This window comes from Nocardia sp. CWNU-33, from assembly GCF_046764895.1.
GTDB lineage: Bacteria > Actinomycetota > Actinomycetes > Mycobacteriales > Mycobacteriaceae > Nocardia.
Genome location: NZ_JBKOQN010000015.1, coordinates 151,361 through 165,731, shown reverse-complemented (window position 1 = coordinate 165,731; position 14,371 = coordinate 151,361). Strand labels below are relative to the sequence as shown.

Here is a 14,371-nt window from a genome sequence, read left to right as displayed (position 1 = left end):
CCTACCACCGCCGCCGACGGCAGACCGCTCTCGGTCGTTTGACGCCAATCGAATACGAGACGATCATGACCCCACCGGCCAGTCAGGCCGCGTGATCGAACCTGTCACCTGGTCGTGCAGCAGTCCCCTTCGCCAATAGGCACACTCACCGGCGCACAACAGTTCTGCACGATACGAGGCTACTTATCCACCGCGGCCAAACACGGCCAGCGAACCTTCGAAAACCCTCGTCATGTTCGTCGAGGGACGACCAGGGCTGCCCGCATAACCTGACCAGTTACGAATTCCGATTGTGTTCGATGGTTCACAAGCACATACTTCACCGGCCGACTACGGTCGATAACATGGCCGAAACCTTCTGGCCAGACGGTGAAATTGACTCCTGCAATCCTGCACACGATGTGTCTTCGCTCGGGTTTGCCGGAAGATCACACTCATCCTGTGGCAACAGTCACAGTAGGGCAGTCGGTGGCGGGACAGTACCCGGTTCCAGCCTCCGACGGCTTCGGATTCCAAGGCTCGTGAATGATCTACTCCTTCTCTTCAACGGGTGGGACACGTAGCGCATCGAGGTCGCCGAGGCGTGTGAGGACATCACGCGCGGTCGGTAGTCGGGCGTTCGCTCATGGTCTTGCAACTCGATCTGCGATCCACTGTTGAAAGAGAAGGATGTCAATTATGAATGACGACCCGGGCAAACAGCTTTCCGCTGACGATGCTCATCTGCGTGTGCTCGGCTACGAGGAGAGCTTCGATCGCAAGATCAATATGTGGGCGAATTTCGCGCTGGGCTTTTTGTACCTGTCGCCCATGGTGGGGATCTTGTCGATGTTCGCCCAGGCGCTGACGACGGCTGGCCCCCCGTCGATCCTGTGGCTGGTCATCGCCGCGTTCGGGCAGCTGCTGGTGGCGATGGTATTCGGTGAGATCGTGTCGCAGTTCCCGATCGCGGGTGGCCTGTATCAATGGGCGCGCCGATTGTGGAATGGCTGCTACGCGTGGATCATGTCCTGGATCTACATTGTGGGAGTGTTTGTTGGCGTGACGACCACCGCGATGTTCTCCGCCGACTTCGTGCTCGGCCTGTTTCGCTCCGACGCCAACCTTGCCTCCACCCCTGGCGAGAAGCTGGTCGTGGCCATCGTGGTCACGGTGCTGTCGCTGCTATTGAACATTACCGGTAGTAAGACCCTTGCCACTATTGCCCGGATCGGCCTGGCCGCCGAGCTCGCCGGCATCATCGCGGTCGGACTGTATCTGCTGGTCTTCCACCGCAAGAACTCCATCTCGGTGCTGTTCGACACCATGGGTACCGGGCATGGCGACTACCTGAGTGCTTTCGTCACCGCGGCGGTCATCGGCCTGGTTCTGTTCTACGGATTCGAAGCATGCGGAGAAGTCGCTGAAGAAACACCCGACCCCAGCCGCACGATCCCGCGATCGATGATGCTGACCGTAATTCTCGGCGGCGCCGCTGCACTGTTCGGCTTCGTCGGATACATCCTCGCCGCCCCGAACCTGCAGGAAATCGTCGACGGTGAAGTGGCCAACCCCGTGATGGCCATCCTGACCGACACCTTCGGGACTGTCGGCACCAAGATCTTCCTGCTGATCGCCTTGACGTCCTTCCTGGCCTGCGTGATGGGTCAGCAGGCAGCAGGCAGCCGGTTGGTCTTCTCCTTCGCCCGCGACGACATGTTCCCCGGAAGCCACATCTTCAAGCAGATCTCCGCACGCAAGGTCCCAGTCAACGCGCTGATCGCCTTCACCGTGCTGCCGATCGCACTGTTCGTGTTGCTGTACTTCCTGCCCGACGCACTGTTTCGGGTCGCCTCCTTCCAGATCCTCGCGGGCTACTTCGCCTTCCAGATGGTTGTGTTCGCTTCCCTGCGTGCGCGATTCAAGGGCTGGAAACCAGCGGGCCGGTGGTCGCTGGGCCGGTGGGGCTGGCCGGTCGGAATCGGCGCCCTGATCTACGGCGTGGCGTCGATGATTGTGCTGGCACGCCCCAACGGAGACACCAGCCTGGCGTTCTATGACAGATGGATTGCGCTCATCGGATTCCTCATCGTGGCCGCGGTTGGGTTGATCTACATGGTCGTCGCCAAGCCCTACACGAAGTCCATCGCACCCGAAGGCGATGCCATCGAAATCGCCGAGGTGCTGCGGGCCCACCACAGCCAGCGTGACCTCCAGGACATCGCTGACCGCACTCCAGCAGCTTCCTCCGACTAGTCCTTTGGAAAACCCGCCGGTCCGGCACGAAGGTCGCCTCGGACGCTGGACCGGCGGGGTATCCGCCACGGTCAGCAACTCTCAGCAGACAGCAATGGGAACACTGGACGGCAAGGTCGCGTTACTCACCGGAATCGCGCGTGGGGCAGGGCCGCAACCACGCCCTGACTCTGGCCCGTGAAGGCGCCGCCGTCATCGGCTTGGATCTCGACGATTCTCCCGCATGACTGTCGTGGTCAGTCCACGCGACAGGACGGAGAAACGGCTTGCTGTTCATCGGCGACGACTGGGCGGAAGGCCATGTGCGCCACGAGGCGCTTGAAGTCGAGCGGAGGTGAGAGACCTTCGCCATCCGGCCGTCGCAGCGGCCGGATGAAGCTGAGGACAGCCTGATCCGGGAGACGCCGGTGAGGTTGGGAGCAGTCCTGACAACGCCGGGACGTGCCAGCACTGCCAGATGGCGCGGGTCCGGTCAGCAAGACGGAAAGGTGTACGCGAGAAACCAGTGCTTGACGCCCCTTAACGGCCCTCCAGCTCAAATCTGGCAGATATGGGCTGGTCGCGGTGCGCACCCGACGCTGATGGACGTCGGGGAACTCTTGGCGGGGATGTGACAAGCCGTCAGGAGGCCACGGTGAATGCCTGCGGCGTAACCGTGGCGATGCCGCAGGGGTAGAGCTGGGCGCCTAATCCGTCGATCGACTCTCGAGTGAACGTGGGAACCGTTCGATGTCGTCCCTGTCTCGTGCAGCCAGCACGAACCGGGGACAGGCCCGTCGTCGGCTGACGACAGCGAACGGGGCGGAGGCTCCGTAGTAGCCCGAGATCGGGAAAGCCGATCACATGGCGAAGGGAGCCAGCAAATCAGCAGCGGAAGTATTGGAAGACCAGGAGGGCACTCGTGAATACAAGTGAGCTGTCGCTCAACGCGATTCGTGCTGAGCGGCGGGTACTGGAGATTCAGACCAAGCTGCATCGTTGGGCGAACGACGATCCTCATCGTCGGTTCGACGATCTGTTCAACCTCGTCACCGATCCCAGCTTTCTGCTGATGGCCTGGGAGAGGGTTGCGGGGAACAAGGGCGCGCGCTCGGCCGGAGTCGACGGCATGACCGCCGCCTTCGTCCGGGACAGGATCGGCGAGGACCAGTTCCTCGTCGAGCTGCGGGATCAGTTGAAGGCCCGCAGTTTTCACCCGACACCGGTCCGAGAACGGATGATTCTCAAGCCGGGGTCGCGCAAGCGGCGTCGCCTGGGCATTCCGACCGTGGCCGATCGGGTGGTCCAAGCATCCTTGAAGCTGGTGCTGGAGCCGATATTCGAGGCGGACTTCGCTCCGTGCTCCTACGGCTTCAGACCGAACCGGCGTGCGCACGACGCGATGGCCGAGACGCGCTTCCTGGCATCCAAGACCTACGAATGGGTGCTCGAAGGCGACATCGAGGCATGCTTCGACGAGATCTCGCATTCGGCCCTGCTGGACCGGGTGCGGGCTCGAATCGGCGACAAGCGAGTGCTCGCGCTGGTGAAGGCGTTCCTGAAGGCCGGCATCCTCACCGAGGTCGGCACATCCAAGGAAACCGTCACCGGCACCCCGCAGGGCGGGATCCTGTCTCCGCTGCTGGCCAACGTGGCCCTGTCGGTTCTGGACGAGCACTTCACCAGAATCGAGGGCGGCCCGCAGACCAGCCCGAAGCGACGGTTCACCCGACGCCAGAAGGGGTTGCCCAACTACCGGCTGATCCGGTACGCGGACGACTTCGTCATCCTGGTCTCGGGCACCCGAGCGGAGGCACTGCTTCCCGAAGTCTCGGAGATCTTGTCCACCGTCGGCTTGCAGCTGTCGCCGGAGAAGACTCTGATCACCCACATCGACGAGGGTCTCGACTTTCTCGGCTGGCGCATCCAGCGCCACCGAAAGCGAGGCACGACAATGCATTTCGTCTACAACTACCCGGCTAAGAAGGCGCTCCGATCCATCAAGGCCAAGACGAAGACGATCTGCCGAATGAACGTCAGCCTGTCGCTGGCAGTCCTGCTGCACAAGCTCAACCAAGTGCTGCGGGGCTGGACCGCCTACTTCCGTCCCGGAGTATCGGCCCGCGCCTTCCAATATCTGCGCATGATCGTCTGGCGACAGGTATTCGGATGGCTGCGGCGCAAGTATCCCAACGCAGGATGGAAGGAGCTTCGCCGCCGCTTCTGCGACGGCGGATGGTGGCCACACGATCGAGAAGTCGTGCTGTTCAATCCCGGCTCGGTGGTCACGACGCGCTACCGACCACGGGGCACGACAATCCCCTCGCCATGGCCCAGCACACGGTGAGATAAACGACAGCTCAACGAGATTTGTGGAGAGCCGGATGCGGGGACAACTCGCACGTCCGGTTCGGGAGGGCGGCGTGGAGAAACGGACCGGGAGCAATCCCGGCACCGCGCTCCACGTCGACCCCACCACGACATCGCGGTGATGGACCCTGACGGGCGGACCAGGACACGGGCCAAGCTGCCAGAAGGCGCGCCGGAATCGCCAAGTTCACAAGATCGTTGCCGACTTTCATGGCGAGGACGCCGAGCTGTCGGAGGTGCCGATCGGGATCGAGACCGACCGAGGGCCGGCACAGCCGCTCGATGCGGATCTCGCCGGCGGCGAGACCGTGGTAGAGCCCACCATGGCTGCGGCGATACTCCGGCGTCAGTGACAGCCCGACCAGCGTAGTCACCGGCCCCTCAGCGCATAACACCGCATCGGCCAGCTCGAACAGCACATCCGGACGCTCCGCGAGGCTGTCGTAGAACGAACAACGAAACCCGGCAAGGCAATCCGGCACCGACGACTGTGTCCGCTCGCCCGAACCAGCCGCATCGGGCACAATCTGGGCCACGGCCACCGTCTTCATCTTCAGGATCTGTGGTAGGAACTCGAGATCATGAAACGGTGGCCGTCCCATGTCACGACGACACGCCAGTCACCATCACCGGAATATGCGCAGCAGCAACAATTTTGACGACCGCCGAGGGCTAGAGGTTAACGACAAGCTCAGTCGGCGCGCGGCAGTTACCCGGTGCCGCATCAATTCGAGTGAAGAGCTTCGGCAGATACCCCCCTGCGCAACATATGCATGAGGCGTCGCTTGGCCTGCTCACCTTGCCTATTACCCCCCGCGCATCCGCGTAACAGACTGTGACTAGCGCCACTCAACGATGAGTGCACCTAGGACGCCGAATTGTCCGGACCGCTGCAACGACGCAGCCTTCCGGACAGGTCGCAACGACGCAGCCTCGACGTCCCCCCAACGCAATGACAGCCTGGCGATGAGGTCACGAACCGCAACTGCGGGCCTCGATAGAGATCCCAGTGTTCCACGGCGATCGGAATGATCGCGGAACGCGTCGCCGTCAAGGAGACGACTTGTTTAGGCGGTGAGTGATGTATCTGAACGGATACACATCAACAAGAGAGCAGCCGGTCGGCGAATCCTCGTCGACGAGGGCGATGCCGTTATTGGAGCCCGCACACCTACTTCAAGCGATCTCGGGTCGCTGTACCAGTACCGTACCCCTCGTTCGGTGGGCGCGAGAACTCAGCGATATGCACGCGGAGTCAATTCCGTTCCGGATCGACCAGGCGCCGCAGCTCGCCTGCGAGCCGGTTCGTGCAGAAATTGATCGAGTTGTGGGTGAGATCGATGCTTGGGCGGCCCGCCATGTGCCGCGCACGAAAAGCGCGCGCAAACACACGCACTCGCTAGGGGAAGTGATCAGCCACATCGCTAAAACCTACGCCGAGGCGTGGTGGATAGTGCTGCACTCGGCAGACACCGAAACGCGGCATCATGCCTGGTTCCACCTGGCTGAGGCACGTGAAGGTTACGCAGAAATGGTGAACGAAATACGGACTCGGCACCTCCAACTGCCGTTGGGTTCGAGCGGAATTTGGAGCGCAGCTGGTGACATCGGGTATGAACGGAAGCGGAACGTCACGTCGAATACGTGACTGAGTTACAAGCGGTCGCCGACGCGATAGACCGATCGGCGCGATATGCAACACGCCGAGCCGGCCATCTGAAGAGCACATCAAGAGGTTCGAATAGATAGATAGATAGATAGATAGATAGATATCAAGGAGATAGAAATGTATCGGAAAGTCGACTACGAGCTGCATCAGGATTTCAAGCGGTGGACTGAACTGATCGACCGCGCCGCACACGCCGAAAACGAAGTCGAAAGGGAGAAACCCGCATTGCAAGCGGCGGCGCTGGAAGAGAAGTGGAGCTGCACTGCCGCCGAATTCTGGAGAATGATGTGCGACCTGCATGAGCGACGGTGCGAGAACATAGATTTGATGCGGGCGAGAGCAAGGGCTGAAATGCGCACCGATATTGATGATCCCAGGAGCCGACCGTGCGCATGAACTGTCAGAAACCGACGCACTACGTCACCGTAGCCCTCGAGTCGCCGCGCATCAGCGGGCGCCACACCGACTCCGGCCGCCCCGGCAGCCGTTCGACACCAGCCACCTAGAGTCCGTATTCGAGCATCTCGTAAGCATCTAGGCGGCCGCCAGCAACCGCCGAGCAGGAGTGTCACTGGTGGCCGAAGGCAAGCTCACATGCTCATGATGCCAGCGGGCTGGCGTACCACTGGGCGAGGCGTTCTCTCAGCCGAGCGGGGGTGGTGAAGAGGTGGCCGTGCATACCGATTGCCTCGGCGCCGCGAATGTTGTCTTGACGGTCGTCGACGAACAGGATGCGAGCGGGCTCCTCGCGCAGGGCGTTCTGGCACCACAGGTAGGCGTCCGGCTCGGGTTTAGCGTGGCCGATGCGGCAGGAGAAGGCGTGTAAGTGGAAGTGCCGGAACCAGCTGTGATTTTCCTCGTAATGGGCAGCCAATTCCTCGGGGATGTTGGATAACAGCGCGATCCGGCGATCGGCTACCGCGAGTTCGCCGAGCAAGGCGATCATGGTGTCGTCGACTCCGCTCCAGCTGGCAACGTCTGCCGCGATGAGTTCAGCGATCCGACGGTCATCGAAACGGGTGCCAAGATGGTCGGCCACCTGACGCCAGTAGCCGGGGCCGGTCACCTCTCCCCGGTCATACGGCGGGCGTAGCGCCCAGTAGGCGTCCCAGAAGGCCGGGCCGGTCGCGTCGGCCGTATGGGCCAACCGGTTCTTCCCTTCGAGAGACTGGTGGTGTGCAATGACACCGAACAGGTCGAAGAGCACGGTGCCGGTCATAGAGTCACCTTCCGTACGACGACGCCGGCTTCCGCCAGTGCGTCGATCTGATCTTCCCCGGCGGTCTCGTCGGTGACCACGGCATGCATAGCGGATGCTGGCGCGACGAAGGCCAGGGCGGTGCGAGAGAGCTTGGCGGCCTCCGCGACAGCGATGACACGGCGGGCCGAGGCGATCGCGGCGCGCTTGACCGCGGCATCGTCCAGGTCGTAGGCGGTCAGGCCGTCTGCCGCGGTCAGCCCACAACATCCGATAACCGCGGTGTCGAACCGTAGCGCCGCCAGTGACGCGACGGTCAGCGGGCCGGTCAGCGCCAGCTCGCCCGGCCGCGGCTTGCCTCCGGGCACCAGCAGCGTTAACAGAGGTAACCCAGTCAGCGCGTTCACCGCATGCAACGACAGCGGCATCACGGTCAGGCGACGGTGCTCGAGCGCGCGGGCAACCTCCAGACAGGTGGTGCCGCTGTCGAGGACGACGGACTCGCCCTCGGCGATCAGCCCGGCGACCTCGGCGGCGATGCGCCGCTTGACGTTCAGCCCTTCCTGTGCCCGCAGGGCGAAAGGGGGTTCGTCGCCGTGTAACAGCAGGCTTTTCGCCCCACCGCGATAGCGCTCGAGGACACCTTGACCGGCCAAAGTCTCGAGGTCGCGGCGGATGGTCATCTCTGACGCGCCGGTGAGTCCGGCCAGCTCCGCGACCCCGATTTGGCCTGCCTTGCGCACGGCCTCAGTGATCTGCCTCAGTCGATTCGTACTCGCCATACCTTCGATAGAACATCAATTGTGTTCGAAAATCAATCTTACGAAAGTAGAGTCTGTTCGATAGCATTGCTTACATCGAGATACCGCAGCGGGCTGGGTGGCAACTGCCGCCCCGCTTCGCGTTGAATGGGAAGAGGTCGATCGTGACTGAGTTCGAGCGTGACGCGCACGCTGTCCTGCTACCGGTAGTGTCAGATTTCGAGGTTGATCCCTGGCTGCGGCGCCTGTTGGAGCAGGGGACACGTTCGGTTCTGGTTGGCGAGAGTCGCGATGAGTATGTGGCCCGCGCGATGTCAGCCGATCGGCACGACCGCGAATCGGTCGAAACCTTCACTGCTTTCGCCGCGGACGTCGAACGTAGCACTGACGGACTGCCGCTTCTCGCGGTCGATCAGGAGCCATGGGGGATCGCACGACTGCACGGTCTAGTACCTGCGTTTCCGGACAAGGACGCGCTGGCGAACCTCTCGGATGAGGAGATCTCCGCATCGGCGGCGGCCGTGGGTGCCGCCGCGCGGCGGCTGGGCGTGAATATGTTCCTTTCGCCGGTCCTCGATGTGCTCAGCGGTGCCAACCCGTGGCTGGAAGGGCGAACCCTTGACTGCGGGCACGAACAGGCGGGGCGTATCGCCGCCGCGTTCGTCACCGGTGTGCAGGGCGCGGGCGTGATCGCGGTCGCCAAACACTTTCCCGGCCACCCCGAACTCGCCGACGACCCCGCCCTGCGCGATACAGTGCTGGACAACCAGCACACGGTCGATGCCGACCTACTGCCATTCGGCAAGGTCATCGCGGCCGGAGTTCGTGCAATCATGACTGGGCCGGTCGTCGTGAACGCGATCGATCCGGATGAACCTGCGTCGACGTCCGCCAAGACCGTCGGAATACTTCGCCGCGACCTTGGTTTCCAAGGTCTCATCGTGACCGACGACCTCGACACTCCCAGCACAACCCGCGGGCGCTCGCTTCTCGACACAGTGCTGGCAAGCCTCGAAGCTGGGGCAGACCTTCTACTTCTGCCCGGCGGACCCGAACTCATCGAGATCGCTCACGACATCGCTCGGCAAGCCCAACTCGATCCGGCGTTCGGCATCCGGTTGGCTCAGGCGGCCGAACGCGTACGGCACACCGCCGACTTGGCCGGTTCCGGCCGAAACTGATGCGCCACACACCGTCTGTAAGGGGACACGGTGCTCGCGGCGCCAGCCCTGCCGCGAGCTGCGCGCCTTTTGGATGGTGCTTGGCGCCTCCCGTGAGGACCAGCACCTCCCGGTACGGGGTCTTCGCCTGATGAGCGATTGCTGCTCGACAACCAGCCGAAGGATGTCAGGGTGTGGTGATCGGACCGAGCCGGACGCGGCTGATCACAATGTCGAGCCAGATGGCTTGGTTTTCTCGAAAACTGCTACTGTGCAGCCAGATCCGGTGCTGGGCATGTTGAGTTCCCCAGTTGTGGCCGACCGATCCCAGCCATCCGGCCACGTCCACCGAGGACTCGCCGGTGGAGAATGAGCCGCTCAGCCGTAGCGCGGGGATCGCGCTGGTGGATTTGGGTGCGCGGCAACCTCGTGGTGTGCATCCAGTCCGAAGGGAAGTGGTGCATCGTCGGCTCGCGGTCGTGGAAGCGCAGATCCCATGTGGCCGTGATGGTGTCGACGTCGATGCCACCGGAGGTGCCATCTATGCCGATTCGCCCGGCGGTGCCCATAACCAGCGATCCGGTGCGGTACACGGACGCGTCATCGGTCGTGTCCGATAATGGCGTATTACGAGGCGATCCGATGAATTGGGCAGTGGCCCAGCTCTATTCGGCGCAGTCAGTGACATCGGTCAGCGTTCGTGCACGGGTGGCGGTTCGTATCGGCGGCTTGCCGAGGGTGTTCCAGGACACGTCTCCTTCACGTAATTCCGGCGGGCGCGTGGCTCGGAGTTCGGGCGACGTCCCTCGACCTGCGTATCTCGAGGTCGGGGACGGCGCTGCGAGTACATGGTGTGATGTCGACACGGATCGTGGAGATCCTGCAGTTCGCTGGACCGGCCCGGAGTTGTGGGTGGCGCTGCCGGCTTGTCTTTAAACCTGTGCGGCGGGGTCGTGGGGTAGCGGATTTCGTTGCTTGTGTCCTGCTGGGTGTCGCGATGTGCACGTTGTAGCGGGGGGGTCGGATGCTGGTTGCGACGGCCTGTTGGTCGTCCCGGTCCTGGGTGGGAGGGTTTCGGCGCACTGGCCGGACAGGCGGTTTGCGTGCGCAGGTGCCGAAAACCTCGCCGGACCCTGGCAGGTGTAAGTCGTTGTGCCACCACGGGTTTCTCCCAGTGGCGCCGCAGGTCCGTGGTCATGCCTCTGGCAAGACGCAGCTGGGTGTAGACGGCCAGCAGTAGCCAGGTCCATCGGTCGGCCGCTTCTGGGTCGCGGATCTTCGGGGAGGTCCAGCCGAGGGTCTGTTTGAGCATGCGGAAGGTGTGCTCGATGTCGAATCGGCGCAGAAACGCCTGCCACCGCAGGTCGACCTCGGCAGCATCGAGATCGACACGAGAGTGCCACAGCCACACAGGCTTTGGAATAGCTCCGCTGGGTAGGCGGGCCACCTCGAGGCGGATCACGGTCCCCTCGATCACCGGCAGCCAGCCGGTCTCGCGGACCCAGGCCGATCGGTGAGTCAGCCTGGGGTGCAACCGATTCCATGATCGTGCTGTGGCCGGGCCGTAGAGGCGTGTGTCGGTAGTGGTGGCCGCCGCCGAGGCACCCCAGGTGGCCGGATCGCCGAACACGAACTCGTCGCCGTGCCGTGCCGGGCGACCCCTGGTGCCGGACGACCGGGGCCCGGCGGCGCGGCGCAGCACCCGATCCGAACGCATCCGGGCCAGCACCGCCACAGGCAGATCGGCCAGCAGGAACGCCAGCCGGGGTCCGTCGTAACCGGCGTCGGCCACCACCCAGATGTCGGGAGCACCGGGCTGCCAATGCCCGGCATCGACCAGATTCGCGATGACCTGGCGCAGTTGTCCAGCGGTGACGGTCGCCGCGTCGTCACCAGGGGCCAGGCGCACTGCGTCCAGCGGCGCGGTCCAGGAACTGCGACCCGATTCCAGCGCGCACACCATCGAATACGGCCAGCCGGGAATCATCAGATGCTGGTCTTTGCCGCGACCATAGGTATGGCACAGGATCCGTTGCGGTGAGGTATGCGCCTCCGGGCGTAGCCAGCAGGTGATATCCACCGCCAGCACCAACCGGCCATCGGCTGCCCGCGGCAACGGCGCCGTGACCAGGGCGCGCCGCAGCCGATCGGCATCGACTCGCCCGTCTGCCAACCCCGCATACACGCTGCCGTGACCGCGGCGATGCTCACCGACCAGCGACAACTCCGGCCAGCCCGGTCAAGCCGTGCAGGGCGGCCGCCTGCACCTGGCCCCAATTGGTTCCCGCACCGACGCGCGCACGTCGCCGCGCTGGATCCACCTCGATTCGATCGAGCCGCCGCGTGCGCACCAGGATGGTGCCGGCGGTATCACCGGAAGCGCCGTGGCCATTGGGCTGAGCGGTCACCGACAGGCCCGCGTCACGTGCGTAGCCGACCACGGCGGCCATATCCTCCGCGTCTTCGACGTGCACGACGGCCGCGACCGGCTGGTCGATATTCAGATTCCACGGCGTCCGTGCCGTATCGAACTCTTCGTCACCCGGCAGCAGTACCCGTCCGCGCACGGCGGATCGCAATGTGTTGTGTGACAGTTGGATTCCCTTCGCTACAAGGAATGTTCACCGCGTCGTGCCCGAGCCACTGGACGGAGCGTGGCCCCGGGCAGGGTTCCGGGTAGCCGGGTCGGTTGCCGGGGAGATGGGTGTGGGCATCGGAAAGGCCACTTCGATATGGGCGGCGGCAGTCAGCGCGCGGCGTTCGGCGAATGGGGCGGTGATCAACTGGACCCCGATGGGAAGACCCTCGGCCGAGACGCCCGCGGGGACCGTGACCGCGGGCAGGGCCAGGTAGTTGGCGGCGATCGTGAGGCGGTGCGCCGCATACATGGTCGCGACTTGTGCGGTGCCGCCGAGGTCGTAGCCGACCGGCCAGGGTAGTTCGGTCGAGACCGGGCCGAGCACGATCGGGTGCTCCGCGAGGAAACGGGACCAGGCCGCGCGGCGGGTGAGGCGCTCACCCAGCGCGGTCATGTAGCCCGCCAGATCCAACGGCGGGAACAGGTTGATCGCGGCGTCCACGAAGGTGTTCAATCCGGCGCTGCCGACATGCCGCATGGCTTCGCGGCGCTGGACCACCACCTCGGTGGAGACCAATCGGCCGTAGTCCGCCGCCACCTCGCCCGATTGCGGCGGATCCAGTTCGGCCACCGGATATCCCGCGCGTTCGAGGGCGTCGGCGCAGCCGAGCACCGCGGCCCGCACCTGCGGATCGATATCGTCACCGAGCGTGACGGCGACCGCGGGCAGCGCGATGTCCGTCGCGTCACGCACCGGAATCCATCCGGGATCGCGCACGTCAGCGCTGTCGCTGAGGACCTCGAAGGCGGTCGTCAGATCGCGCACGCTGCGCGCCAACGGCCCTGGCGCCGCGAACAATTGGTTTGTCGGTGCGGGTGCGGCCCCGGGCAGGCTCGAGGCCACCGCCACCCGGCCGGGCGTGGTACGCAGCGAGGCGACTCCGCAGAACGCGGCGGGTATCCGCAGTGAACCGCCGAAGTCGGTGCCCAGGCCGAGGGGTGTCATGCCAGTCGCTACCGCGGCGGCGTCACCGCCGCTGGAACCGCCCGGGCTGCGGGTCGGGTACCACGGATTCACCGTCGGGCCCGCCTCGTCGTTGTCGGTGTGCCAGCGAGTGGCGAAGTCCGGCATGTTCGTTCGCCCGATGACGATCGCCCCGGCTCGCCGTAGTGCGGACACCGCGGGTGCGTCCGCTGTCGCGACGGCCTGTCCGAGGGCCGCCACGCCCCAGGTGGTCGGGCTGCCCGCGACATCGAGGTTGTTCTTGACGGTGACCGGAACCCCGTGCAGCGGCCCGGTCGGCCCCCTGCGGTCGGCCGCGGCCGCCTCCGCACGCGCGGTCTCGGCGAATACCGCGGTGAGCGCGCCGATTTCGGAATCGACCTGCTCGATGCGCTCGAGATGCGCCTCGACGACCTGGGCCGCGGTGACGGCGCCCTCGGCGATCAGCGCAGCGAGCGAGACCGCGTCCCGCGTCCACAGCGCGCTGTCCCGGCCGGTGGTCACGATGCCTCCTGTTCGGCGAATACCGCTGTGGTGCGCGGTGTTCGGCTGTCGTCGATGGATTTGCCGAGGGTGATGAAGAACAGGACCAGCCCGGCGGTCAGGAGGATGTGGCCCACACCCGAGACGAGCGCGATTGCCGCACCACTGCTCTTGCCCAGCACGGTGAGGGTGCCGTGCAGCGTCATGGCCGTGACGGTGATGACCAGGCCGATGTTGTACAGCCGGAAGAACCAGCCGTACAGGCTTTTCCGGGCGCTGAGCGTGAACTGCTTCTCCAAGGCCAGCACGATGAGGAAGAACAGCATGCCCAGCGCCAGCAGGTGGGTGTGCACGACACTGAGCTGCGACTTCCCGGTGAAATGTTCGAGCTTGGTGATCTCGCGGTAGTAGAACCCGGAGATCAGGCCGATGATCATGTAGATGTGAGCGGTATTGAGCAGTGTCTTCATCGGGCGCTCACCGGCTTTCACGGCGTAGCAGCAGCGCGCCGCTGGCGGCCACCAGGGCGGCGGTGAGGCCGTGCACGCTCAGGGCGGTGGCAGTGGAACCGTGGCGCAGCAGGATGGTGAGCATGTCGCCGGTCGGGATGAGGGCGACGGTGAGCGTGGCGACGCCGACGGCGCGACGCTGCCCGGCCGCGAGCAAGGCGAGCAAGATCAGGCCGGAGACCACATCGCGGACGCCTTTGACGTTCAGGAAACCGTTGGCTTCACCGTGCGGCCAATCAGTGAAGCCGAACCCCGGGGCCATTGCCTGTGGGGCGAGCAAATAACCGGCGCCGACGGCAATGATGAACGCGGCACCCAGTACGGCGCCGGCCGTGCCGAGACGTTCGCCGGGTCGGCGGGAACTACGCACGGAAACAACTGATTCCGTGTTCTGGGGAACAGACATGAACACTCCTGGATCGGGGG

Annotated in this window: 13 protein-coding genes and 1 pseudogene; 6 read left to right on the top strand and 8 right to left on the bottom strand. The window is 64.4% G+C overall.

Translation table 11 applies throughout. The features are described from left to right. Window positions 1-678 precede the first annotated feature (678 nt). From ACLMAL_RS21670 to ltrA, 3 genes and pseudogenes are all read left to right on the top strand, one after another. A complete protein-coding gene (locus tag ACLMAL_RS21670; protein ID WP_412000741.1) occupies window positions 679-2,235 on the top strand; it encodes an APC family permease in 1,557 nt (518 codons plus the stop codon). 94 nt (window positions 2,236-2,329) lie between these two features. Further along, window positions 2,330-2,444 (top strand): annotated as a pseudogene (locus ACLMAL_RS21665) (SDR family mycofactocin-dependent oxidoreductase); the annotation flags it as partial. 692 nt (window positions 2,445-3,136) lie between these two features. Beyond that, window positions 3,137-4,561: a group II intron reverse transcriptase/maturase gene (gene ltrA, locus ACLMAL_RS21660; protein WP_412000740.1), complete on the top strand. Its 1,425-nt coding sequence runs from the start codon at window positions 3,137-3,139 to the stop codon at window positions 4,559-4,561. A 13-nt stretch (window positions 4,562-4,574) separates the two neighbouring features. Here the strand turns inward: ltrA and ACLMAL_RS21655 are convergent, their stop codons facing one another. Beyond that, complete coding sequence (locus tag ACLMAL_RS21655; RefSeq protein WP_412000739.1) at window positions 4,575-5,186, bottom strand: hypothetical protein; 612 nt, start codon at window positions 5,184-5,186, stop codon at window positions 4,575-4,577. A 479-nt stretch (window positions 5,187-5,665) separates the two neighbouring features. Between ACLMAL_RS21655 and ACLMAL_RS21650 the strand changes: the two genes are divergently transcribed. Together ACLMAL_RS21650 and ACLMAL_RS21645 are read left to right on the top strand one after the other, a co-directional pair. Beyond that, window positions 5,666-6,232 (top strand): hypothetical protein, encoded by a 567-nt coding sequence (locus ACLMAL_RS21650; protein ID WP_412000738.1) that lies wholly within the window; start codon window positions 5,666-5,668, stop codon window positions 6,230-6,232. Window positions 6,233-6,370: 138 nt separating this feature from the next. Further along, window positions 6,371-6,649 (top strand): hypothetical protein, encoded by a 279-nt coding sequence (locus ACLMAL_RS21645; RefSeq protein WP_412000737.1) that lies wholly within the window; start codon window positions 6,371-6,373, stop codon window positions 6,647-6,649. A 202-nt stretch (window positions 6,650-6,851) separates the two neighbouring features. Here the strand turns inward: ACLMAL_RS21645 and ACLMAL_RS21640 are convergent, their stop codons facing one another. After that, window positions 6,852-7,472 (bottom strand): HAD family hydrolase, encoded by a 621-nt coding sequence (locus ACLMAL_RS21640; protein WP_412000736.1) that lies wholly within the window; start codon window positions 7,470-7,472, stop codon window positions 6,852-6,854. Further along, window positions 7,469-8,233 carry a DeoR/GlpR family DNA-binding transcription regulator gene (locus tag ACLMAL_RS21635; protein ID WP_412000735.1) on the bottom strand — a complete coding sequence of 255 codons (765 nt, stop codon included), beginning with the start codon at window positions 8,231-8,233 and terminating at the stop codon, window positions 7,469-7,471. The genes ACLMAL_RS21640 and ACLMAL_RS21635 overlap by 4 nt, the downstream gene beginning before the upstream one ends. 143 nt (window positions 8,234-8,376) lie before the next feature. Here ACLMAL_RS21635 and ACLMAL_RS21630 point away from each other — a divergent pair, with 143 nt between their 5' ends. After that, window positions 8,377-9,393, top strand: coding sequence for a glycoside hydrolase family 3 N-terminal domain-containing protein (locus ACLMAL_RS21630; RefSeq protein WP_412000734.1), 1,017 nt, complete (start codon window positions 8,377-8,379; stop codon window positions 9,391-9,393). Window positions 9,394-10,063: 670 nt separating this feature from the next. Here ACLMAL_RS21630 and ACLMAL_RS21625 read toward each other — a convergent pair. From ACLMAL_RS21625 to ACLMAL_RS21605, 5 genes are read right to left on the bottom strand one after another with little or no spacing between them, the layout of a single operon-like run. Continuing rightward, on the bottom strand, window positions 10,064-11,545 hold the full coding sequence (locus ACLMAL_RS21625; RefSeq protein WP_412000733.1) for an NF041680 family putative transposase: 1,482 nt from the start codon (window positions 11,543-11,545) through the stop codon (window positions 10,064-10,066). Between the two features lie 34 nt (window positions 11,546-11,579). Next, a complete protein-coding gene (locus ACLMAL_RS21620; RefSeq protein ID WP_412000732.1) occupies window positions 11,580-11,939 on the bottom strand; it encodes an FAD-binding oxidoreductase in 360 nt (119 codons plus the stop codon). A 54-nt stretch (window positions 11,940-11,993) separates the two neighbouring features. Next, window positions 11,994-13,457, bottom strand: a complete 1,464-nt coding sequence (locus tag ACLMAL_RS21615) for an amidase (RefSeq protein ID WP_412000731.1) — start codon at window positions 13,455-13,457, stop codon at window positions 11,994-11,996. Further along, a complete protein-coding gene (locus ACLMAL_RS21610) occupies window positions 13,454-13,906 on the bottom strand; it encodes a DUF2871 domain-containing protein (RefSeq protein WP_412000730.1) in 453 nt (150 codons plus the stop codon). The genes ACLMAL_RS21615 and ACLMAL_RS21610 overlap by 4 nt, the downstream gene beginning before the upstream one ends. Before the next feature lie 7 nt (window positions 13,907-13,913). Further along, entirely contained in the window at window positions 13,914-14,351 is a 438-nt protein-coding gene (locus ACLMAL_RS21605) for a DUF4267 domain-containing protein (protein ID WP_412000729.1), read from the bottom strand. Between the last annotated feature and the right edge of the window lie 20 nt (window positions 14,352-14,371).